This is a genomic window from Neptunomonas sp. XY-337, from assembly GCF_004959845.1.
In the GTDB taxonomy this organism is placed as follows: Bacteria; Pseudomonadota; Gammaproteobacteria; order Pseudomonadales; family Balneatricaceae; genus Neptunomonas; species Neptunomonas marina.
Genome location: NZ_SPLL01000008.1, coordinates 1 through 22,456 on the forward strand (window position 1 = coordinate 1; position 22,456 = coordinate 22,456).

The 22,456-nt window shown below is 50.0% G+C and carries 23 protein-coding genes and 4 tRNA genes; 5 read left to right on the forward strand and 22 right to left on the reverse strand.

Annotated features, from left to right (window positions below):
* The 9 genes from E4L36_RS16045 to E4L36_RS16085 all read right to left on the reverse strand — a co-directional run.
* Positions 1–122 (reverse strand): GTP-binding protein (locus E4L36_RS16045; protein WP_240770940.1); only part of this gene is annotated, 122 nt, incomplete at its 3' end.
* Between the two features lie 93 nt (positions 123–215).
* A tRNA-Thr gene (locus tag E4L36_RS16050) sits at positions 216–290 on the reverse strand.
* A gap of 14 nt (positions 291–304) precedes the next feature.
* Positions 305–379, reverse strand: a tRNA-Gly gene (locus E4L36_RS16055).
* Positions 380–393: 14 nt separating this feature from the next.
* Positions 394–477: transfer RNA gene (locus E4L36_RS16060), tRNA-Tyr, on the reverse strand.
* Between the two features lie 15 nt (positions 478–492).
* A tRNA-Thr gene (locus tag E4L36_RS16065) sits at positions 493–568 on the reverse strand.
* Positions 569–604: 36 nt separating this feature from the next.
* The gene (locus E4L36_RS16070; RefSeq protein ID WP_136681441.1) at positions 605–1,279 is read right to left on the reverse strand and encodes a hypothetical protein; all 675 of its coding nucleotides are present in this window, start codon (positions 1,277–1,279) and stop codon (positions 605–607) included.
* Positions 1,276–1,998 carry a type III pantothenate kinase gene (locus tag E4L36_RS16075; protein WP_136681442.1) on the reverse strand — a complete coding sequence of 241 codons (723 nt, stop codon included), beginning with the start codon at positions 1,996–1,998 and terminating at the stop codon, positions 1,276–1,278. The genes E4L36_RS16070 and E4L36_RS16075 overlap by 4 nt, the downstream gene beginning before the upstream one ends.
* Positions 1,982–2,953: a bifunctional biotin--[acetyl-CoA-carboxylase] ligase/biotin operon repressor BirA gene (birA, locus tag E4L36_RS16080; protein WP_136681443.1), complete on the reverse strand. Its 972-nt coding sequence runs from the start codon at positions 2,951–2,953 to the stop codon at positions 1,982–1,984. Before birA ends, E4L36_RS16075 begins: the two co-directional genes overlap by 17 nt.
* Positions 2,950–3,462, reverse strand: coding sequence for a dihydrofolate reductase (locus E4L36_RS16085; protein ID WP_136681444.1), 513 nt, complete (start codon positions 3,460–3,462; stop codon positions 2,950–2,952). Before E4L36_RS16085 ends, birA begins: the two co-directional genes overlap by 4 nt.
* Before the next feature lie 416 nt (positions 3,463–3,878).
* Between E4L36_RS16085 and E4L36_RS16090 the strand changes: the two genes are divergently transcribed.
* Genes E4L36_RS16090 through E4L36_RS16100 form a run of 3 tightly spaced genes read left to right on the forward strand, consistent with a single transcriptional unit; the run spans position 3,879 to position 6,981 of the window.
* The gene (locus E4L36_RS16090; RefSeq protein WP_136681445.1) at positions 3,879–5,309 is read left to right on the forward strand and encodes a UbiA family prenyltransferase; all 1,431 of its coding nucleotides are present in this window, start codon (positions 3,879–3,881) and stop codon (positions 5,307–5,309) included.
* Positions 5,306–5,674: an EamA family transporter gene (locus E4L36_RS16095; protein ID WP_127695070.1), complete on the forward strand. Its 369-nt coding sequence runs from the start codon at positions 5,306–5,308 to the stop codon at positions 5,672–5,674. The genes E4L36_RS16090 and E4L36_RS16095 overlap by 4 nt, the downstream gene beginning before the upstream one ends.
* Before the next feature lie 20 nt (positions 5,675–5,694).
* Positions 5,695–6,981 (forward strand): hypothetical protein, encoded by a 1,287-nt coding sequence (locus E4L36_RS16100; protein ID WP_136681446.1) that lies wholly within the window; start codon positions 5,695–5,697, stop codon positions 6,979–6,981.
* A 98-nt stretch (positions 6,982–7,079) separates the two neighbouring features.
* On the opposite strand, the gene E4L36_RS16105 is transcribed toward E4L36_RS16100, so the two are convergent.
* The 3 genes from E4L36_RS16105 to E4L36_RS16115 are packed head-to-tail and all read right to left on the reverse strand — an operon-like array spanning position 7,080 to position 9,541.
* A complete protein-coding gene (locus E4L36_RS16105) occupies positions 7,080–7,931 on the reverse strand; it encodes a thymidylate synthase (RefSeq protein ID WP_136681447.1) in 852 nt (283 codons plus the stop codon).
* Complete coding sequence (lgt, locus tag E4L36_RS16110) at positions 7,928–8,728, reverse strand: prolipoprotein diacylglyceryl transferase (RefSeq protein WP_136681448.1); 801 nt, start codon at positions 8,726–8,728, stop codon at positions 7,928–7,930. Before lgt ends, E4L36_RS16105 begins: the two co-directional genes overlap by 4 nt.
* Before the next feature lie 12 nt (positions 8,729–8,740).
* Complete coding sequence (locus E4L36_RS16115) at positions 8,741–9,541, reverse strand: sulfite exporter TauE/SafE family protein (RefSeq protein ID WP_136681449.1); 801 nt, start codon at positions 9,539–9,541, stop codon at positions 8,741–8,743.
* Positions 9,542–9,606: 65 nt separating this feature from the next.
* Between E4L36_RS16115 and E4L36_RS16120 the strand changes: the two genes are divergently transcribed.
* Positions 9,607–10,368, forward strand: a complete 762-nt coding sequence (locus E4L36_RS16120) for an NRDE family protein (protein ID WP_136681450.1) — start codon at positions 9,607–9,609, stop codon at positions 10,366–10,368.
* A gap of 2 nt (positions 10,369–10,370) precedes the next feature.
* On the opposite strand, the gene ptsP is transcribed toward E4L36_RS16120, so the two are convergent.
* A complete protein-coding gene (gene ptsP / locus E4L36_RS16125) occupies positions 10,371–12,647 on the reverse strand; it encodes a phosphoenolpyruvate--protein phosphotransferase (RefSeq protein ID WP_136681451.1) in 2,277 nt (758 codons plus the stop codon).
* Positions 12,648–12,695: 48 nt separating this feature from the next.
* Complete coding sequence (locus E4L36_RS16130) at positions 12,696–13,178, reverse strand: RNA pyrophosphohydrolase (protein ID WP_127695063.1); 483 nt, start codon at positions 13,176–13,178, stop codon at positions 12,696–12,698.
* Between the two features lie 147 nt (positions 13,179–13,325).
* On the opposite strand from E4L36_RS16130, the gene E4L36_RS16135 reads away from it, so the two are divergent.
* Positions 13,326–13,979, forward strand: a complete 654-nt coding sequence (locus E4L36_RS16135; protein ID WP_136681452.1) for an HAD family hydrolase — start codon at positions 13,326–13,328, stop codon at positions 13,977–13,979.
* Between the two features lie 23 nt (positions 13,980–14,002).
* On the opposite strand, the gene E4L36_RS16140 is transcribed toward E4L36_RS16135, so the two are convergent.
* The 8 genes from E4L36_RS16140 to pepP all read right to left on the reverse strand — a co-directional run bounded on the left by E4L36_RS16140 (position 14,003) and on the right by pepP (position 22,436).
* Positions 14,003–14,407 carry a CBS domain-containing protein gene (locus E4L36_RS16140; RefSeq protein ID WP_127695061.1) on the reverse strand — a complete coding sequence of 135 codons (405 nt, stop codon included), beginning with the start codon at positions 14,405–14,407 and terminating at the stop codon, positions 14,003–14,005.
* 125 nt (positions 14,408–14,532) lie between these two features.
* Positions 14,533–15,570: an NADP(H)-dependent aldo-keto reductase gene (locus E4L36_RS16145; protein ID WP_136681453.1), complete on the reverse strand. Its 1,038-nt coding sequence runs from the start codon at positions 15,568–15,570 to the stop codon at positions 14,533–14,535.
* Between the two features lie 67 nt (positions 15,571–15,637).
* Positions 15,638–16,834, reverse strand: a complete 1,197-nt coding sequence (locus E4L36_RS16150) for a class I SAM-dependent rRNA methyltransferase (RefSeq protein ID WP_136681454.1) — start codon at positions 16,832–16,834, stop codon at positions 15,638–15,640.
* A 94-nt stretch (positions 16,835–16,928) separates the two neighbouring features.
* Positions 16,929–17,321, reverse strand: a complete 393-nt coding sequence (gene gcvH, locus E4L36_RS16155; RefSeq protein ID WP_136681455.1) for a glycine cleavage system protein GcvH — start codon at positions 17,319–17,321, stop codon at positions 16,929–16,931.
* A gap of 23 nt (positions 17,322–17,344) precedes the next feature.
* Positions 17,345–18,448, reverse strand: coding sequence for a glycine cleavage system aminomethyltransferase GcvT (gene gcvT, locus E4L36_RS16160; protein WP_136681456.1), 1,104 nt, complete (start codon positions 18,446–18,448; stop codon positions 17,345–17,347).
* Between the two features lie 135 nt (positions 18,449–18,583).
* Entirely contained in the window at positions 18,584–19,834 is a 1,251-nt protein-coding gene (locus tag E4L36_RS16165) for an FAD-dependent monooxygenase (RefSeq protein ID WP_240770869.1), read from the reverse strand.
* Between the two features lie 11 nt (positions 19,835–19,845).
* Positions 19,846–21,105: a 2-octaprenyl-6-methoxyphenyl hydroxylase gene (ubiH, locus tag E4L36_RS16170; RefSeq protein ID WP_136681457.1), complete on the reverse strand. Its 1,260-nt coding sequence runs from the start codon at positions 21,103–21,105 to the stop codon at positions 19,846–19,848.
* Positions 21,106–21,110: 5 nt separating this feature from the next.
* A complete protein-coding gene (gene pepP, locus E4L36_RS16175) occupies positions 21,111–22,436 on the reverse strand; it encodes a Xaa-Pro aminopeptidase (protein WP_136681458.1) in 1,326 nt (441 codons plus the stop codon).
* Positions 22,437–22,456 lie beyond the last annotated feature (20 nt).

Genomic DNA, 22,456 nt, shown 5'->3' on the forward strand with positions numbered 1-22,456 from the left:
CCGAATACTTCTGCACATACACGTGTCAGAGCTGCTGTCAAAGTTGTTTTGCCGTGGTCAACGTGGCCGATTGTACCTACGTTAACGTGCGGCAGATTACGTTCAAATGATGCTTTTGCCATCGCTGCTATTCCTAAACTGGTCGCTTAATGAATCACTAAACCACAAATACAACAAAGGGCAGACATAATAATATATCTACCCTTAAGAAAATCTGGAGCTCAAGAGCGGAATTGAACCGCCGACCTCACCCTTACCAAGGGTGTGCTCTACCCCTGAGCTACTTGAGCTTGATGTGTAACTCTGGAGCGGGTAGCGGGAATCGAACCCGCCTCTTCAGCTTGGAAGGCTGAGGTAATAGCCACTATACCATACCCGCCGAACCCAGCGTCATGGTGGTGGGGGGTGGATTCGAACCACCGAAGCTTTCGCGTCAGATTTACAGTCTGATCCCTTTGGCCACTCGGGAACCCCACCAACAATGATACTTCGTGGTGCCGGCACCAAGAGTCGAACTCGGGACCTACTGATTACAAGTCAGTTGCTCTACCAACTGAGCTATGCCGGCGTCTAACGAAGTGGCGCATATGTTACTGATATTTTTTTAGCCTGCAACCCCTTTGCATAATTTTTTTTCAATTTTTAGGTTTTTATAGCTATCCCGCAACACTGCATTGATTTTATTGACTAATTTATCACCAACATCAAAACCATAGCGCACATTATAAAAGGCTTTATCCGTCTTTCTTTGCTGAATTACCAGATGCTTTTTTTGTGCTCCTGCTTTCACTAACAAAGCCTCTGCGTCGCGCAAGTCATCAAACTCACCCGCCAGTAGGACAGGTTCGCCATCGCGTGCAACCGACCGTAACCGAATATCACTTTGAAGCAGCTTACCCGCCACCTCCTCTAAGCGATCTTTCCAGCCCTTATTCACGACAACATCGTACATTAAGCCTTCTCTAGTCACTGTAGTCACCAGGGGCTGATAACGCTGCTCAATAAGGAAGTCCGATACCTCATCTGCGGAACGCTTACTAGCAATGCCAGACAAAATATAACAGCTGCGCGCCACTTCACGCTCAACATCCGGTTGTTGGCTATCGGCCACATCCACGCGAGAAACCAACTGCACCTGCGCATCCTTAACAAATACCAAAGGCACGCCTTGTAGGGTTTCGTCAACACCATCCTCTTTAAAGCTGCCTTGGATCATGACAAACCCAAAGAAGAGCAACGCATTACTCAGCAGCAAAAACGCGACGAGCCACTTCCTCACCCCTCACACACCCACTGCAACCCATCCAACACGAGGTCTGGCTGCAAGCATTCCACATGCTCAATAAGCTCGGCGAAGAGCGCACCATCACCACCGCATATAAAAAGGCGCGCCTCATTTACTTCACACTCACGCGCAACACGCTCAGCTAACGCAGACAAAACATAGGCAGCGCCATTTTGAACTGCGCTCTCGGTGTTTATGCCAGGCTCGATAGCGGTTACAACTGCGTCGCGCCGCTTTACCTTAGCGGTACGATTGAAGAGCGCATCCTGCATTAAATTAAGCCCTGGAATAATATAACCACCCTGGTGCACCCCCTGAGCAGATACCCAATCAACCGTAATGGCACTACCACAATCAACAACACAACACGCACCACCAGAAACTTGGTATGCAGCAACCATGGCCAGCCAACGATCTACTCCCATGCGCTCAGGCTCAGCATAGCTATTCACGACACCCGCACCTTGCGCCTGAGTTCGCGCGAAAACAGGTTCTATAGCAAAGCCGTCCTTTAACTGGCGCGCCACCTCCGTATCAACATCCGCGCTAGCAACCGAACCGATTCGCACCTTGTTTAAAGCAAAACCCGATAGCTCCGAGAATAGCGACCCCGCAAGACTTTGCGTTGCCACTTGCCCACGCGCCACCACGACAGCACCATCACGGCAGCGCCACTTCAGAAAACTATTGCCGATATCAATGTCCAGTTCCATGCAACCTAACGCTCACTTCACCTGCGTGGTATGTTTTAACCTCTCCACCCTGATCAACAAGCAACGCACCATGCTCATCAACACCTACGCATCGTCCGGATATCTGCTTACTGCCTAAGTGCAAAGTAATGTCCTCATTCTGATAAGCGTGCAACGCCTCCCACTGAGACTTAAACGCACTAAAGCCTTGCTGAGAAAAGACCTCTAGGCGATCAATTAAGCGCTCAAGTATCGAAATAAGCAGCTCATTTCTCGAGACTGGGCGCTTTAAGGCCCCAGCCACGCTCGTCCATGGCTGATCAACTTCTGTAGCCGCGTTTTCATGCATCGACACATTTAAGCCAATACCAATAACAACATGGCACTCGCCTGATGCATCCCCTTGCATCTCCAACAGGATACCACCCAGCTTTGACTGACCAACCAGCAGGTCGTTGGGCCACTTCAGTTTCACATCACTTAAACCATACGCCTGCAGTGCTTCTGCGACCGCCACCCCGACCACCAAGCTCAATCCCTCGAGTGCCGCCACGCCTTGCTGAAAACGCCATACTAGAGACATGTATAGATTGCTCGCAAATGGGCTTACCCAACGACGCCCTCGACGACCTTTTCCTGACTCTTGATACTCAGCCAGATAGAGAGAGCGATGCGCATCTGGTTGATTGAGCTCACGCAATGCCATCAAATTGGTGGAGTCTATAACCTGCTTGGACACCACTTGCGACAGCCGCCCCGAAAAGTGCTCTTGCACAGCAGCTTCATTGAGCAACTCCAAACCACCGGGGATGCGATAGCCACGCCCTCGAACAGAGTAGACCTCCACACCCAGTGTTTCTAGGTACTTCACTTGCTTCCATACCGCACTGCGGCTGATACCAAGGGACTTACCAATTTCCTGACCGGAATGAAACTGGCCATCTGCCAAGCAGTTTAGGAGTGCCGCATCAATCATAGCTTCGCCTTGCGCTCGTACACCACGAAGCTGTAGTCGTAAGGGTTAGGCCCCTCCGCTGAAAAGTCCTCTCGACCCAACTCCTCCCACTGTTCAATGTCCAGTGCTGGGAAAAATGCATCGCCCTCAACTTCGGCATGAACCTGCGTAATATAGAGCCGCTCAGCCGCTGGTAGCGCCAAGCGATAGATCTCCTCCCCTCCAATCACCATCGCCTCTTCAGTGCCATCAATTAGCGCCTGACTTTCCGCCAGCTCTATCGCAGCCGCCAAGCTCTGCACTACTTGGCAACCCTCCTGCTGATACTCAGCATTGCGGGTGATGATGATGTTTAAGCGCCCAGGTAACGGCTTACCAATAGATTCAAACGTTTTACGCCCCATGATGACCGGCTTACCCATCGTTACCTGCTTGAAGTACTTCAAATCACCTGGCAGATACCAAGGCAACTTATTGTTACGCCCAATAACACGGTTTTGAGCTTGAGCTACGATCATCGAAAGTTTCATGGTGCCGTCCATCTATATTCTGCAAAAAAGGGAGCAAAGGAGCGCTTAGGGCTAGCAAGCTGCCGGAGCGCCCTTATTTGTTCTGAATATTAACATCTTCAGGCGCGTTGACACCCTAATTCAAGGCTTGTTCAGCGGGAAGGAGCGAACCTTAGTTGCGAATCATGAAAAGATACCCACCAGAGCGGTTAAATTTAGCGCTTTACGATGGGCACCCTCATTAAGGGGTAAGAGAACTACGTAATCAGCGATAACTGGCGAAAAACCTGTACCAAATTAAAGCCACTTACCGCGCTAGAAGCTTCTCTATTTATGCGCATCAAGCACAGCGCAACCCTTAAGGTGATAAAGCTTTTTTGTTATTACTTTTATATGGTACTTTACGCGCTCACAATGCTAACAACCAATTGGTAGTTATGGAAGACAATAAAGTTAATGATGTTCCTCTTTTTGTTGATCTGGACGGAACCTATACAAAGACCGATTTACTCTTTGAAAGCTTTATATTGGCTTTCAAGAGGAACCCTTTAATTATATTAAACTGCTTTTTTTGGCTAACTCAAGGAATAGCCAACCTCAAAAACCAACTATCCAAAATCTCAAAAATAGACACCAAAAATCTACCATTAAACCAAGAATTCTTTTCTTTTTTAAAGCAAGAAAAAAAGAAGGGTAGAAAAATATACCTGGCAACTGCATCAAATGAGATTTACGCAAAAAGCATTGTAGATAATACCGATATTTTTCATGACTATATTAGCAGTGACAAAAAAACAAACCTAAAAGGAAAAGAGAAACTAAAAAAGATAAAGGAAATATCCGAAGTTTTTTCCTATGCAGGAAATGATCTCATAGATTTTGAGATTTTCAAGGAGGCTCATGAAAGCATACTTGTTAATCCATCGGCTAGTGCAATAAAGCAATCAAAAATCACCCCCGTAGACCAAACATTTGACATCAGCACAGCGAGTGGAAAGACATGGGCAAGGCAGCTTAGGCTACATCAGTGGCTAAAGAACTTGCTTATTCTTGTACCATTGCTGGTATCTGGAAGCTTCACGGAAATAGAAAGCATCTTTACCATAATTGCGGCTTTTTTCTCGTTTAGCTTACTCGCATCATCGACATACATTCTAAATGATCTTATCGACTTAGAGTCTGATAGATCCCACGCACGAAAGAAGTATAGACCTTTAGCCGCTGGCCTTATCAGCATCAAAAGCGCTGCCTTAGTTGCAGCCAGCCTATTTTCAACATCCATACTCGTTGCTCTTTCGCTCAGCTATGCGTTCTCTTTAATACTCTTCGCTTATCTTTCACTGACGCTCTTCTACTCCTTTAAAGTAAAGCAGTATATAGGAATGGATGTTGTCACTCTTGCTTTACTATACACCATAAGGATTCTTGCAGGCGCAGCCGCCATAAATGTAGCAACTTCATTCTGGTTGTTAGCTTTTTCTATTTTCATTTTTTTAAGCCTAGCACTGGTAAAACGCTGCTCAGAAATAAAATCTATGGAAGCAGAAGGCAAGCAGCTCGCTAAAGGCCGGGACTATAATATTGAAGACTATGCAGTTTTAAAAAGCTTTGGCACATCATCAGCAATGCTAGCGCTGCTAATGTTTTGCTTCTATATAAATAATAACGTCCTAACTAATCAATACCATCAGCCCGATATTCTCTGGTTGATAGTTCCAGCACTTTGTTATTGGCTTATGCGGATGTGGATAAAAACTCATCGAGGAGAGATGCATGATGACCCAATCGTTTTCTCACTCAAAGATAAAGGAAGCCTGATTACAATAGGGTTTTGCTGTTTAATTGCAATTACGGCTCAAATACTATGAACATACTATCCATCACCCTGATACTCGTTAGTGTTTCGCTATCAGTAATCGCACAGATTTTATTAAAGAATGGGATGTCAAACCCCGAAATCCAGCAGTCTTTTAGCAGCAGTTTAACAGCTGGCGTTATCTCCATAATGACCAACTTCTTCGTATTGGGCGGACTTTTCGCTTATGTATCAAGCGCGGCCGTTTGGCTTGGCGTGCTAGCTAAGGTGGACGTGAGCAAGGCGTACCCGTTTGTAGGCCTTGGCTTCATAGGCACAATGCTCTTCGCATACTGGTTTTTGAATGAGCCTCTAACTCTAAGCAAGATCGCTGGAACCATTTTAATTGTCTTCGGTGTTCTACTTATTTCAAGGTAGAAAATGCTTAAGGTATTATTATGACATCCAGCATAAAAAAAAGAGATGCGCTAATAGTAGCACCTCTATTTATAATTATATTTTTAGCACAATACCTAATCGCTTTAAAATGGTCTAGCTTAGGTATATTTTCTCAATATAATATTATATTTGATAGTGACCCAAACCAAACGAGTGCGATTATAGCTCATGGCTGGAACTCTGGTGGCTTTAATCACCCATTACTAGGGTACTATTTCTCTATACCATTACGTGCTCTTTCTTATCTATTGGATCTTACTGGATTAATAGAAGACCCAGAAAAACTCCGAAGCACACTAACTCTCTTTCTGCTTCCGCTCTTTACAGCGATGAAAGCCGCTCTAATATACTTCTCATTTCGTTTATTAAAGCTAAAGCCAGCAGTTGCACTGATTGCTGCGAGCATTAGCGCTTTAGGATTTAGCTCTATTGTCTTTGGTTCAACTCCTAGCACCTATGGAATAAGTAGTTTTGGCTTAGCGCTCTCGCTATTCACAGCGTTACTAGTCAAATACAAACCCTCAAAAGCATCCTATTTATCGTTCATAAGCTCGGCTATTTTTGTAGTCGGTGTAACGTCATCAAATATTATTTATATAGGCTGGTTAATTTGGTTTCTATACCGTGATAAAGAGGGCCAACCATTCTGGTTTAGTTTAATGAAAGCAGTTAAATGGAGCTCGATTATCTTAATCGCTACATTATTGCTTTCGTCATTATTTTCAACGCTAAAAAACATCAACAGCGACGCAAGCCAAAAAATCACTACCGCTTCGCCATCAACTTCCTTTATTCAAAAGTACACACCTTCTTTCGACAACCAAATTAACAATATTATTAGGTTCCCCGAAATCGTTACAAGAACCTTCATCCCCTCTATTCCTGATACAAAGAAAAATATTCTAGCGATAAAAAATGACGACCCTATTAAAGTAGAGCTAGCCTACTTAACAAAGCCCACAGAGGCTATTTCAATAGTTCTATCATTGATATCAATTGGAGTCATTATTGGGGGATTTTTAGTAACTTGGAATACGAAGCCATGGAACAATCTTTTGCTTGCTTCGCTGGCTTCTATTATGACCTTCGGCGCGCTTTACTCACTGTTTGGGCTAAATACGTATTTATATTCTCAAGTTTGGAGCGTGCCTTGTATATTGATAATTGGAGCGTTAGCTAGCCGAATAAGAAGCTATAAAGGGTATTTTATTGCCACATCAGTTTTAATACTCATGCTAGCAGGAAATATATATGTCATCGAGCATATAACCGGAATGTTAACCTAGATTTAAATATACAGCTTGGTAGAAGTAACGCTTGCTCACTTAAAACATCCAGAGTCACATACAGTGCATGCTATGTGACTCTGGGTGCCTGCTTATCACTATACAGAGAATGGATATTGGATTGGATCGTGGTACTGATAACCTTCAACCTCAAAGTCATCTAGTGTCACCCACGTTTCGATATCTTCCAGCGTTTTGATATCTGGGTTAATCGTAAGCCTAGGTGGTTCAAACGGTTCACGCTTTAGCTGCACATCCCGCATCAGCTCGAGCTGATCCTCGTAGATGTGTGCATTAACAATTTTATGGTACGCCTGCCCCGCCTTGTGACCAGTGATTTGCGCGATCAGCGCTAACAGCGTAAAGACCTGTATTTGATTAAAGTTCAGCCCTAATGGCACATCACAGGAGCGCTGTGAAGAGGTTAGATACAACGTATCGCCGAGTAGCGAAAAGGTGTGCGTATGCATACAAGGCCGCAAGCAGCCCATGTCAAACTCACCCGGATTATAAAAAGTGAGAATTTCACCACGGTCATCAACGTCTTTAGAGAGATCGTCCACAATCTTACGCAGCTGATCTAGCGTACTGCCGTCAGGCCGCCGCCAGCGGCGGCCCTGCACACCATAAACACGCCCCATATCATCTTCACCCTGACGGTGCGGGTTGCTTAGCCATGCTTCGTTCTCGTTGGCATTCGCGTTCCATGTATTACAGCCGATAGCTCGAAACTGTGCGGCACTATCGTAGCCACGCAAATACCCTAGCAACTCAGCGATTGCAGCTTTCCAGTAGCTCTTACGGGTTGTGATGAGCGGAAATGCATTGGCACCAACATCGTAAGTAAGATCTGCATTAATAACCGTAAGGCAACGCTTTCCGGTACGTTTGTTTTCGACCCACTCACCCGAATCAATAATACGCTGACAAAGCGCTAAGTATTGTTTCATCTTACACCTTCACCTAATCGTGCCTGACGCATATATGCCCACAGCATAAGCGCCGCGCCAATAGCGATCATGGGCAGCGACAGTATCTGCCCCTTTGTTAACCAACCAAACGCAATAAACCCAATGTGGCTATCCGGCTCGCGATACAGTTCAACGAACGAGCGAAAAACACCGTACAGCAGCAAAAACAGCCCTGAAACAGCCATTCGCGGCTTAGGTGTACTCGAGTACCACCATAGGATCAGAAACATCACCAACCCCTCAAGCACCGCTTCGTAAAGCTGAGATGGATGACGCCCCATACCATCGGCAGCACGCGGGAACACAACAGCCCAAGATACATCCGAGGTCCTACCCCACAGCTCACCGCCGATAAAATTACCTAAACGTCCAACACCTAACCCAATCGGCACAAGAGGCGCTACAAAATCGCCCATCTCAAATAAACCGCGGCCATGCTTGCGCCCAAACAGCGTGATCGCCACGATCACCCCTAGCAGTCCACCATGGAAAGACATACCGCCCTCCCACACTGCAAACAACCATAACGGGTCCTGCAAAAACTGGTCAAAGTTATAGAATAAGACATAGCCGAAGCGGCCACCAAGTATCACCCCCGCAGCCCCCCAGAAAATCAGATCTGAAACCTGCTCGGTATCCCAACCAGGCGTGCGTTTGGCACGATGGCTACCCAGTAGAAAGGCTGCTAAAAAAGCAACGAGGTACATTACGCCGTACCAATGGACTTGCAGGAAGCCTAAATCCAAAGCGATGGGATCAATATCATGCACCCACATTGTGCTGTTGCCTCACAGTAAATTGGCTAGTAAGAAACGCAGCGAAACCAACAATAGAAACACTGCAAAGATCTTCTTCAAGAGATCTGCTGGTAAACTATGCGCCCACTTAGCACCAATTTTTGCGCAAAACGAGCTAGTAATAATGATGCCGACAAACGCTGGCAGATAGATATAACCCAGACTCCACGGTGCCAGTAAAGGTTCATCCCAACCGACATAGATATTGGTAAGGGCCCCCATCAAGGCGATAGGTAAGCCACAGGCCGCAGACGTTGCTACCGCCTTTTGCATCTCCACGCGACGCCAAGTGAGATACGGCACAGACAGTGTGCCGCCACCGATACCAAAAATAGCGGATGCATAACCGATGATACTGCCTGCGATGCCGAGCTCTTTTCGCTGTGGCTCTTCGCTACCGGCTTTGGGCTTCAAACCAAATGCCATCTGTATCGCCACCAAGAAAGCAAAGATACCAATCGCTATTTGCAGGTGCTCACCTTGCAGCTTATCCGCGGTATTAACACCAAGAAACGCGCCAACTAAGATACCAAGCGCGACGGGTTTAAACATATCCCAACGTACTGCACCTCGAGCATGGTGAGCTTTCACAGAGCTAATGGAGGTCACCACAATGGTAGCCAAAGAGGTTGCAACTGCGGCGTGTGTCAACACCTCAGGGGACATACCCTGCAGCCCAAAACTGAAGACCAATACCGGCACAATCAGCAAGCCACCGCCAATACCAAATAAGCCCGCCACGACACCCGCAGCGGCGCCCAGCAATAAATACAACGCTAAGGTGAGTAGCATCCGTTTCTTTCCCAAGCTGAAATGATAAAGTGATTGGCCCGCAATCTTACCAGAAGAGCCGCTCTATGTGCTTAATCGTGCTTGCATACCAGCCAACCCAACCACTGCCCTTCGTCTTGGCAGCCAATCGCGATGAGTTCTACGCCAGACCTACCCAAGCGATGCACGAATGGCCGGCCACTGGCATCATCGCCGGAAAAGATCTAGAGCAAGGCGGGACATGGCTCGGCGTAAGCCGAAACGGCAAGTTTACGGCGGTGACAAACTTTCGCGATGGCAAAAAGCCCGCACCTAACTTGCGCTCGCGAGGCCGTCTAACCCGCGACTTTCTGCTCGGCACACAAGATGCAGCTAGCTATATCAAACGCCTTGAGCACGAAGCGCATCAATACGGCGGTTTTAATCTGCTTGTTGGTGACCATAGCGGGCTTTATTACCTGTCAAATCAAGACGGTATTTCAAAGCGCCTTACGCCCGGTTTATACGGTTTAAGTAATGCCGCGCTAGACACGCCGTGGCCAAAGCTCACGTTAGCCAAACAAAAACTCGCAGCTGCACTCGCAACTAACACGCACGTAGCGCTGCAGCAGGTCTTAAGTAGCACTCAACAAGCAGCCGATGAAGAGCTACCCAATACCGGCATCAGCCAAACGTGGGAGCGCCAACTTTCGTCCTGCTTTATACAACTGCCCACCTACGGCACCCGCGCGATGACACTTATCAAGCAAGCAGCGAGTGGCCACACGGAAATAGAAGAGCGCAGCTTCGGAGCAGAGGGGTTACTGCAAACACAACACTTTAACTTAGCACTACCACCTCTAGGGTAACGTCAGTCGGGTAATTGGGGCTGCGATAAACGACTCAAACCCAGCTGTTTTAATGTTTGTGAGATCAATTGCTGAATTTTCTCAGCATCATCCATCTGCAACACGGTTTCGAGTAACTCGCGCGCTTGCTGCATAGAAATGGAACGAATAATCGATTTAACACGCGGTAAGTTGGTAGCATTCATCGAGAGCACATCGTAACCCATCGCCATCAACAGCATGGCGCCGCCCGGATCAGCAGCCATTTCGCCACAAATCGATAGCTGAACGCTCTCCTGCTGCGCCTCACGTGCAATGTGTTCAAGTGCCCGCAACACGGCCGGATGATAGGCCATGTAGAGATTGGCAACACGAGGATTGTTGCGATCGACGGCTAGGATGTACTGGGCCAAATCGTTTGAGCCCACCGAGATAAAATCGACCCGCTTAGCAAACCGCTTCACCTGATACACCGCTGCTGGCACCTCAATCATCACACCCACTTCAGGTGGATCAATCTGGTGGCCCTCCTCGCGTAGCTCGGTAATTGCACGTTCGAGCATCCGCTTCGCCTCGTCCACCTCCTGCACGCTGGTGACCATCGGCAGCATGATGCGCAAATTCCCCAGACCCTCGTTGGCTCGCAGCATGGCACGAATCTGAACTAGAAAGATTTCGGGGTGGTCTAGCGTGACACGAATCCCACGCCATCCGAGAAATGGATTCTCCTCTTCGATCGGGAAGTAAGGAAGTGCCTTATCCCCCCCAATATCCAAGGTACGCATGGTAACTGGACGCGGCGCAAATGCCTCTAATTGGCGGCGGTAGATCTCGAGCTGCTCTTGCTCACTGGGAAAGAAATCACGCACCATAAACGGTATCTCAGTACGATACAGCCCAATCCCCTCAGCACCACGCTCCAGCGAGCGCTCAACATCAGCCAATAAACCCGTGTTCACCCACAAGGGCACCCGCTCACCATCAGTGGTCACTGCGGGAAGCTCTTTCAACTGAGCCAGCCCTGCTGCAACCTCTTGCTGCTCTTTAACGATATCCTGATAGGCGCTTACAAGCTCTTCCGATGGGTCTACATACAAGCGGCCGGCAAAGCCATCAAGGATCACCTGCCGCTCATGAAGGTGTCGGTACGGCAGATCCACAATCCCCATAATTGTTGGGATACCCATAGAACGCGCCAAGATGGCAGCATGACTATTGCCAGACCCTTTCACCGAGATCAACCCGGCAAGTTTATCCTGAGGAACTTCGCCTAAAATCGCTGGCGACAACTCATCGGCAACCAAAATAGCATTATCAGGCAGCTCAATCGTGCGCGGGCCATCACCCTCTTGAAGATAAGCTAACACTCGGCGGCCAAGATCACGCACATCCGATGCACGCTCACGCAAATAGGGGTCTTCCATCATGGCAAATTGCTGAGCATTCTCGCTGATCACGCTACTCAGCGCACCTTGCGCCCAGTTCCCATCACGAATGCGTCCAACCACTTCGCCCGCCAGTGCGTTATCTTCTAGCATCTTGAGATAGACATCGAAAAGCGCTTGCTCATCATGACGCAAACGCCGCGATAACTTGGCGCTAACACGGCGAATATCACTACGTACCCGCTCTAAGGCATTCTCGAAAAAGGCCACCTCAGTATCAACATCAGTGATCCGCTTATTGGGCACCGCGTCTAAGTTCGCCTGCGGAGAAACCACCACCACTTGGCCAATCGCAACGCCGGGTGCACCGGGCACGCCTTCGAAGCGGCGGTCGATCGTTTTGTGGCCCGATTCAGGTGATTCGACCATCGCACCCGACGCTTCAGCATGTACTATCACCGCTGCCAATTGCGCCGAGATGGTAACCAAAAAGGCCTCTTCACTCTCATCGAAGCGCCGGCACTCCTGTTGCTGCACCACCAGCACGCCCAAAACCTCACGATGATGGATAATCGGCACACCCAGAAACGAATGGAAACGCTCTTCGCCAGAATCCTTGAGATAACAGAATGCGGGGTGGGATTCAGCATCCTCTAGGTTGATTGGCTCAGCTCTTTTCGCCACCAAGCCAACAATGCCCTCAGAGGTTGCAAGCGACGCCCGACCCACCGCTTTACGATTAAGCCCCTGAGTGGCGCGCAACACAAAGCGCTCGGTGCTTTCATCGAGCAGAAAGATCGAACACACTTCGGTGTTCATGCCGCGTTGAATGCGGCGCACAATAAGCTTTAGCGCAGCTTCTACATTAGATGCTGCGCTAACTTCTTGAACAATTTTCCTTAGCAACTCCAGCATCGACTCAGCCCTTTTATTATTGTTAGTAGCAAGTCACCTTACTACGCGCTATGTCACCACTCTGGATAACTTGGGCGATAACTCCTTCATCGCCTTGCGGTACACCTCGCGCTTGAACGATACGACCTGACCTAACGGGTACCAGTAACTAACCCAGCGCCAGCCATCGAACTCGGGCGAATCTGTCTGATCTATTGAAACAGCATCATCTTGGCTCAACATACGCAACAGATACCATTTCTGCTTTTGCCCGATACATACCGGGTGCGAATGCTTGCGGATCATGCGTTTAGGCAAGCGATAACGGAGCCAGCCTCGTGTTACAGCAACAACTTCGACATCGTTGGCGGTTAGGCCAATCTCCTCTTTAAGCTCTCGGTACATCGCCTGTTCTGGTGTCTCATCGGGGTTGATCCCCCCTTGCGGAAACTGCCAAGCGTTCTGCCCGATTCTTCTTGCCCAAAGCACTTGACCCATCGAGTTTGCCAGAATGATACCGACATTCGGTCTAAACCCGTCTGAATCAATCACAATAAAAACCCTAAAACTATTTCATCCTATTGTTCCACACTTCACGTCATCCGCAAATAGCCTGCCAACTTGTTATTTTTTCTCAAAAATTGAAAGGCTCAGCACATCCCTCTATGCTAGCCAACGAAGCAAAATGGAGAGTAAAACGTGAGCTTGGCGATTTTTGATTTAGACAACACTTTGTTGAACGGTGATAGTGACCACGCGTGGGGGGAGTTCCTGTGTGAGCAGAACATTGTTGATACCGGCGCCTATCGTCAGGCCAACGATTACTTTTATGAACGCTACCAAGCGGGCTCATTAGATATTGGCGAATTTCTCGCGTTCGCACTCAAGCCGCTTAAAGAGATCGAACCAGACCGACTATTCGCGCTGCGCGAGCAGTTTCTCGAGCAAAAGGTGACTCCGATGATCACCGATAAAGCACGCGCGCTGTTACAAAAACACCGCGAGCAAGGTGACTACCTACTGATCATCACGGCCACCAACCGCTTTGTCACCGAACCGATTGCAAATATGCTGGGCGTAGACGAAATTCTCGCTACCGACCCTGAAATGGTCGATGGTCGATATACCGGCAACGTGTCTGGTACGCCCTGCTTCCAAGAGGGCAAAGTGACCCGCCTACACAGCTGGCTTGCAAGCAATGATCATTCCCTTGAGGGCAGCTACTTTTACAGCGACTCACGCAACGACTTACCGCTACTAGAGCTGGTCAACAACCCTGTAGCGGTCGATGCAGATCCAACACTCGCAGCCACAGCCGCTAAACACGGCTGGCCGCACATCTCTCTGCGCTAAGTACAGAAAGTATGCTGCGGCACTTAAACGGCGCCGCAGCTTTTTAGCTGATCATTCAGGGCACGCATCACCTGAGTGCGACTAATCATCCCCAGCAAGCGCTCCTCTTCAACGACGGGAAACAACTTCGGACGATCTTTGCCAAGCATCTGTGCCAACTCCAAAACAGATAGTTCGGGAGACACAAATAGCGGACTATCGCGCATAATATCGCGCACCGTTAAGTGCGAATCACAGTGATAGCTATCGGACACAAGCGCCCGTAAACAATCTTGCTCCGATAAGAAGCCAACCAGTTGCTGCGCCTCATCAATGACCGGCAAGCCTAAATAGCCACTGTCGAGAATCGTATCGACTGCTGTGGTCAGCGGTGCATTCGCTGGCAAACGGGCTACCTGTGAATCCATAAGCTCTTTGACTTTTAACATCGAATCTCTCCTGTGCTGATCCATTTATCGTGAACCTCAGGTTTTAGTATCGTTGCTAAAGTGCCGCAGCGCTAATCACTTCTGGCTATCTAAGCTATAGCAGCGCCTTATCGAGGAGATCGCAACTAGGGCGCTGGGTTAGGCTGCTGCTCATGAATCGCCTCGATGGCACTCATCAACTCAGGCGTCAGTTCCAGTGCATCTGCTGCGATGTTTTCCTCTAACTGCGCCAGTGTGGTAGCACCGATAATATTGGCACCCAAGAAAGGCTGGCTATTTACAAATGCCAACGCCATCTGCGCAGGACTCAACCCATGCTCCCGCGCTAGCGCAACATAAGCTTCTGTCGCCGTAACACCGCGAGGCTTTACGTAACGCTCATATTGTGGATAAAGCGCCAAACGCGAGCCCTCTGGGCGCTGCCCATTGAGGTATTTACCGGATAGCACACCGAAGCCTAAGGGTGAGTATGCAAGCAAACCCACATTTTCACGGTGAAGCACCTCTGCCAATCCCACCTCATCTTTGCGATTGAGTAAGTTATATGGGTTCTGAACCGACACCACTCGCGGCAGGCCATGAGCCTCTGCCAACTGTAGGAATTTCATTACGCCCCATGGCGTCTCATTCGACAATCCGATGTAACGAATTTTACCCTCATCAACGAGCTCTTTCAGCGCAGTGAGCGTCTCCAGAATAGGCGTACCTGGCTGGTCAGGGTTATGTTGATAACCCAACTGGCCAAAAAAGTTGCTGCTACGGTCTGGCCAATGGAGCTGATATAGATCGATATAGTCGGTTTGCAAGCGCTGCAAACTACCCTCAACTGCCGCACGTAAATTAGCACGATCAAAGCAGATATTCGGGCGCAGGTACTTCACCATATCGGCAGGCCCCGACGCCTTTGTTGCAACAACCATATCGGAGCGATTACCGCGCGCTTTCATCCAGTTACCAATATAGGTCTCAGTCAGGCCTTGCCACTTCTCATCCGTTGGAACCGGGTACATCTCTGCTGCATCTAAAAAATTCACACCATGAGCAGCCGCATAATCGAGCTGCTCACAAGCCTCCTGCTCAGTGTTTTGGCTACCAAAAGTCATCGTACCTAAGCAGGTACGACTGACGCGCAGGTCGCTATGTCCTAACGTTTGATAATGCATATAAACTCCTTCAGGTAGAGACAAAAACGCTCCGAAAACGGAGCGTTGTATATAAGCTAACGGTGACTTAGTTGTTCGGCAGCACTCGAACACAGAAGGACTTTAAGTAATCCGTTTCTGGAATGGCTGGGTGAACGGGATGATCCGCACCTTGATGGCCTTGATCAAAGATCTGTGCACTGCGATCAAGCTCACGCGCATTAGAGCGGATAATATCCACAAGCCGCTCGCGCTGCAGATGCATAGAGCAAGAGGCACTGACCAAAATACCGCCTTTATCTAAAAGGCGCATCGCTAGATTATTGATACGCGCATAGGCACGCTCACCATTTTTAATATCTTTACGACGCTGAATAAACGCAGGTGGATCAACCACCACAACATCAAATTTCTCTTTCTCTTGAATCAACGCTTTGCAGGTATCGAACGCATCCCCTTGCAAACCAATAAAGCGATCTTCAGCGGCGTTAATGCGTGCATTCTCTAGGGCAACCTCGAGTGCCGTTTCAGAGGCATCCACACAGGTCACCTCAGAGGCACCTGCCGCGAGCGCTTGTACACCCCAACCACCGACATAACTAAACAAATCAAGCACTCGCTTACCATCACAGTGGCGCTGCATTGCTGCACGATTATTGCGGTGATCGTAGAACCAGCCTGTCTTTTGCCCCGTCAGTACAGGGGCCAATAGAGACACGCCGTTTTCCTCCAGCGGGCAAAGCTCGTCTACCGAGCCTTGCACAACCTCGATATAGCTTTCCATACCCTCAGTCGCACGCATCTTGCCATCACAGCGCAGCACGATAGCCTCGGGCGTGAACACCTTATTCAGAGCCGAGACGATATCCTCAACCACCGTTTCCATACCCGCAGTCGAGATCTGTACCACGAAAACATCATAGAAACGGTCAATCACTAATCCCGGCAAACCATCGCTGTCACCGTACACCAAGCGATAGCATGGTTTATCGAAACACGCTTCTCGCAGCGATAGCGCGATATTCAGGCGGTGCACCAGCAGAGATCGATCTAAACGATACTTTGTCGAGCGGCTGATAATACGGCCACAGATCAGCGTATTAGGGTTCACATAGGCAACACCTAGCGACTTACCATTGCTCGCCTCCACCAGCACTTGCTCGCCCGGCTCAAACTGTTTTAGAGGCGAGCGTTTGTTGTCTACTTCATTACTGTAGATCCAGATATGGCCAGCGCGTAAACGGCGCTCAGCGCCCTGATTAAGCAGCAAGGTTTTCAATGACATGATTCTCTCTGTCGGTATAAATAGAAGTCCCGGCACAAGCCGGGACAGAAAAAGCGCTAGGTCTACCCACTTCGCGCGGGTTTAGCCACGTTAATTACGACTCATCGTCGCACACATCGCTGTATGCATCAGCGCTGAGTAGCTCGTCCATCTCGGCTTGATCGGATAGTTTAACACGGAAGAACCATCCCTCACCGTATGGATCAGAATTGGCAAGTTCTGGGGAGTCTTCAAGCTGGTCGTTGATCGCAACCACCTCGCCAGAAACCGGAGCATAAAGATCAGATGCCGCTTTCACCGACTCGACCACGCCTGCGTCTTCACCGGCAGCGAACTCTGCACCGACTTCAGGCAGCTCAACGAAAACCACATCGCCCAGCAGCTCTTGCGCATGATCGGTAATACCGATGGTTACCGTACCATCGCCCTCATCGCGGACCCATTCATGACTCGCCACATACTTTAGTTCGCTACGAATCTCGCTCATTTCTACGATTCCTGTCAGTTGAGTTAAGAATAAACCTGCGCACCGTTGCGCACGAAGGGCGGCCGAACAACTGCCACATCAACCAGTTTACCACGTAGCTCGACCTGTGCCTTCTCTGATGTTACGGATGGTACACGCGCCATGGCGATCGATTTGCCTAACGTGGGCGAAAACGTACCGCTAGTGATGACACCTTCACCGACACCATCAACCAGCACGCGCTGACCTGCACGTAACACTCCGCGCTGTTCCATGACCAGCCCCACCAGCTTATCGCTAACCCCAGCCGAGCGCTGTGCGACCAGTGCATCACGGCCACAGAAGTCTCTCGTTTCGGGTTTCCATGCGATGGTCCAAGCCATGCCCGCAGATAGTGGACTAATCGATTCATCCATATCTGCACCGTATAGATTCATGCCCGCTTCAAGGCGCAGCGTATTGCGCGCACCTAACCCGCAAGGCACAACACCCGCCGCCAAAAGCGCACTCCAGAAAGATGATACTTCATCCTCTGGTACCATAATTTCTAGACCATCTTCACCGGTATAACCAGTCCGGGCAATAAACCACCCCTCCGACTCAACCCCTTGGAAAAGACTCAGTTGCTCAATTAGCTTTTGCCGTGTTTCGCTAACCGCCTGCTTAACTTTCTCAAGCGCGCCAGGCCCCTGTATAGCGATCATCGCTAACTCAGGGCGCTCTGTTAACGCCACATCAAACTTAGCTGCTCGCTCTGCCATCCAACGCAGGTCGTTTGCGCGCGTTGCACAGTTCACCACAACACGATACCAAGCACCGGTGACATTTGGTTCGGTCATCAGATAGACAATTAAATCATCTATAACACCACCGCTCTCGTTCAGCATGGCAGAGTAAAGCGCCTTACCTTTTTGGCTGAGCTTTGCCACATCGTTGGCTAACAGATGCTGCAGGTACTCTTTGGCATCGGCACCTGTGACATCGACAATCGTCATATGGGATACATCGAACATGCCAGCTGACTGGCGTACCGCATGATGTTCTTCGATTTGAGATCCGTAACTCAGTGGCATTTGCCAACCACTGAAGTCGACCATTTTGCCACCTGCAGAGAGGTGCTGTTCAAATAACGCGGTTTTTATCGCCATGCTGGGAGACTCTTATTGTTGTTACGATCACCGTGCGGAGTGATGGCCCCGCAAAAAAGGGCCAAACAATTTATCGAGATTCCCTAGCCAGATCAATCGCTGATCAGCCGATTGGGCTTCACACTTGGTCGAATATTAGTGACGAACAGGGCGGCGTGCGATCACAGGTAGATCATCCCCCAGCCCCATCGCTTGATACATGATGTGCTGCTTCACAGGCCCTAAACGGTTAAGGAGGTTCATTCCACTGCTGCGTAACAGCTTTACCGCCGGCATTTCGCTGTCAAATAAACGCTTAAAGCCTTCCATGCTGGCAGCCATCTGTAAGTTGGCGCGCTGACGCTGGCGCTGGAAGCGCTTCAGGACCTGCTCGCTGGCGTAGTTTTCACCACGCTGCTTAGCCAAGCTCACTTGCTCAGCTAAGGCTGCTGCATCCATCAAACCCAAGTTTACACCCTGCCCCGCTAAGGGATGGATAGTATGGGCTGCATCGCCGATCACCGCGAGCCCCGGTTTAACGTAGTACTTCGCGTGACGCTGGCGCAATGGGAAGCTACCACGCGCATCAGTGGCGATCACTCGCCCTAAGCGGCCTTCAAACGCACGTGTTAAATGCTGGCAGAATGTATCATCGTCTAGCTCGGATAGCTCGCGTGCGTGATCGGGAGTGGTGGACCAAACGATTGAGCAGTGATGTGGGTCATCGAGAGGTAAAAAAGCCAGTGGGCCCGTTTCAGTAAAACGCTGCCATGCGGTCATTTGGTGGGGCTGTTCAGTGGTGACCGTGGTCACAATCGCGTGGTGTCCATAATCCCACTCCCACATAGGAATCGAGGCCAAGCGGCGGATATTGGAGTTTGCCCCATCCGCAGCGATCACTAACGGGGCAGCAAAGGTTCCACCGTCTGTACAACTCACAACGCGTAAGCCGCTCTCGTCTGGCTCGCTCATCCCTGCAACGGATGCTTCGTGGATGAGTTCAACCTGTTCACTCTGCGCCGCCCGCGTCAACAGTGCCGCCACCGTCACCCGGTTTTCAACAATATGGCCCAATGCCGCTTCATGCAGATCTTGGCTAGAGAAGTGAATATTACCGCTACCTACGCCATCCCATACAGCCATTTCGGTATACGGACTGATACGTAAGTTCGCCATGATATCCCAAACGCCCAAAGCCTCTAACAAGGTTTGCGAAGCACATGTGAGCGCGCTGACGCGTGCGTCATAACCGTGCTCATTTTGCTGCATTGCAGCCTCACACGGGTTTGGTAGCGGCGCACTGCCATGCTCTAAGACCACACTGGTGATACCAGCTTCCGCCAGCGCTAGCGCGGCGGCCAAGCCGACCATACCGCCACCTACAATCACCACGTCTGTATGCTTCACAACGAACTCTCCTACTTCAACTTTGGCGCTTTAATATCCAACCCCATCGCACCGCGTGCAAATAGCGTTTTGGCCGGCCTGCATATATCCAAAAGCTGTAACCCCATATCTCGACCGAGCGCTAAAGCGGGATTGGCCGTCGAGAACAGCTTCATCGTTTTATCACTCAAGCCGATGGTGCGCTGCTGATCAGCCATGCGAGCCGTATGGAACTGCTGTAAGCCGCTTAAGCCGCCAAGCGGCTGCTGCGCCTTGCGGGTTGCGATCACGTGATCGGCTAAATCAACCACGCCACGTAGCGCCAAATTGTAGCCTTGCCCTGCGATGGGGTGCAGCGCATGAGCCGCGTTCCCCAATACCACTAACCCTTGGCGAACCTGCTCGTCTGCTAGTGTCAGCTTCAGCGGGTAGCTGGCACGTTCTCCCACCTTGATGAAACGCCCTGCCCGATAGCCAAAGCGCTCCTGTACGGCAGCCATGAATGCATCATCATCGAGTGCCAGAATATCGTCTAACTGCGCATCAGATACCGTCCATACCAGACCACAGCGCGCGATGCCTGCCTGCGACTGCAACGGCAATAGCGCCATTGGGCCGGTATCGGTAAAACGCTCATAAGCCACACCTTGGTGGTCACGATCAGGGCTGATGTTAGCCACAATGGCGTGCTGGCCATACGCTGTTTCTTGGTAAGCAATGCCTAACTGCTCACGTAATGTGGAGCGGCCACCATCCGCCAAGACGATGAGCTGCGCACTGAGCTGCTGCTCGCCGCTTTCATGCTTCAGAGTTAACGATATCTGCTGCGCATTTGGTGTGATCTTCTCCACCGTCGCGGGGCATAGAAACTCAACATGATCGGCAGCCTCGTGAGTCTGTATGTGGCGCAGTAAAACCTGACCGAGCCAATGGTTCTCGATCACATACCCAAGCGCAGGGACGCGCTCTTCGCTTGCGTTTAAACGCGTCGCGCCAAAATGCCCTTTATCTGACACATGGATCTGCTCGATAGGTGCTACGCCTTTGGCGAGCGCATCCCAGACACCCATCTGCTCATAGATCAGCCGCGAACCATAGGCCAACGCCGTGGCTCGCGCATCATAACTTGGCTGGAACTCCGCAGCCGCCCTGCTGGGTAGCGGTACGGCTTCGATGATGGCAATGGAGAGATCCAACGCCTTCGCTTGTGGCAGTAAAGCAGCGGCGAGGCTTGCGCCCACCATTCCGCCGCCCACAATAATCAGATCATAATCGGTTTGCTGGTTCTGCATGTTGTTTAGGCCTGCGCCATCAAGGCTTCGATCTCATCAATCTCTTTAGGTACAGCGTGGGTTAGTACGTCGCAGCCTGTCGCTGTCACGACCACGTCGTCCTCTATACGGATACCGATACCACGCCATTTTGGATCAACCGTTTCGTTATCAGGGCTGATATAGATGCCCGGCTCAACGGTCATCACCATACCCGGCACCAGTTCACGCCACTCGCCATGGACGCGATAGTCACCCACATCATGAACATCCATACCCAGCCAGTGACCCAAGCGGTGCATATAAAAAGGTTTGTAAGCTTCTTGAGCGATCAGCTCATCCAGTGCCCCTTGCAAAATACCTAGTTCCAGCAACCCTTGGGTAATAATGCGTACCGATGTCTCCTGCATCTGCTCCCACGGCACCCTAGGTTTTATCTCTGCAATACAAGCGCGTTGTGCAGCTAAGACAATATCGTAGATCTGCCGCTGCGCCTCACTAAAGCGGCCGTTCACCGGAAACGTACGTGTGATATCTCCGGCGTAATAACCCACTTCACAACCGGCATCAATCAGCACTAGATCACCGTCGTTTAACGGAGCCGAGTTCTCAACGTAATGCAGCACGCAGCCATTCTTTCCGCCACCCACAATGCTGGAATACGCGGGTAATCGGCAGCCATGCATTGCGAAATGGTGCATGATTTCCGCTTCGAGCTGATACTCCATCATGCCGGGCTTACACGCTTGCATCGCCCGAACATGGGCCGCCGCTGAGATCTCCCCTGCCGCCCGCATCATCTCAATTTCCGCCTCGGACTTCACCAAGCGCATCTCATTTAAAAGATGTGATAGATCGATCAAACGCTCTGGTGCGATAACACCTTGGCGCCGCTTACCGCGCATGGTTTGCAGCACACGTTCCACCAGCTTTTCAGTATGGTGGTGTGCCCCCATGCAAAAATAGAGCGATTCAACGCCGTTTAGGTATTCACCAAGCCGTGTTTCAAGATCTTCGATGGAGTACGCCGCATCAGCACCAAAGTTGGCTTTCGCACCATGCGGGCCCTGACGATAACCGTGCCAGATCTCCATTAATGGGTCGCGAGGCTGACAAAATAAAACGTAACGTACACTGCCGTGTTGTTTTAAGAGCACTAGCAACGCATCCGGCTCATCAAACCCGGTTAAGTAGAAAAAGTGGCTATCTTGGCGAAACGGATGCTCTACATCACTGTTACGCGTTGTTAGGCGCGCAGCGGGTACGATAACCGCTGAGTTATCGTCCAGTTGCTCTGCTAGCCGAGCCCGGCGGCTTACAAACTCATCAAAGCTAATCTGCGGCAGCGCCATCTTTCTCTCCTTTTATGTAC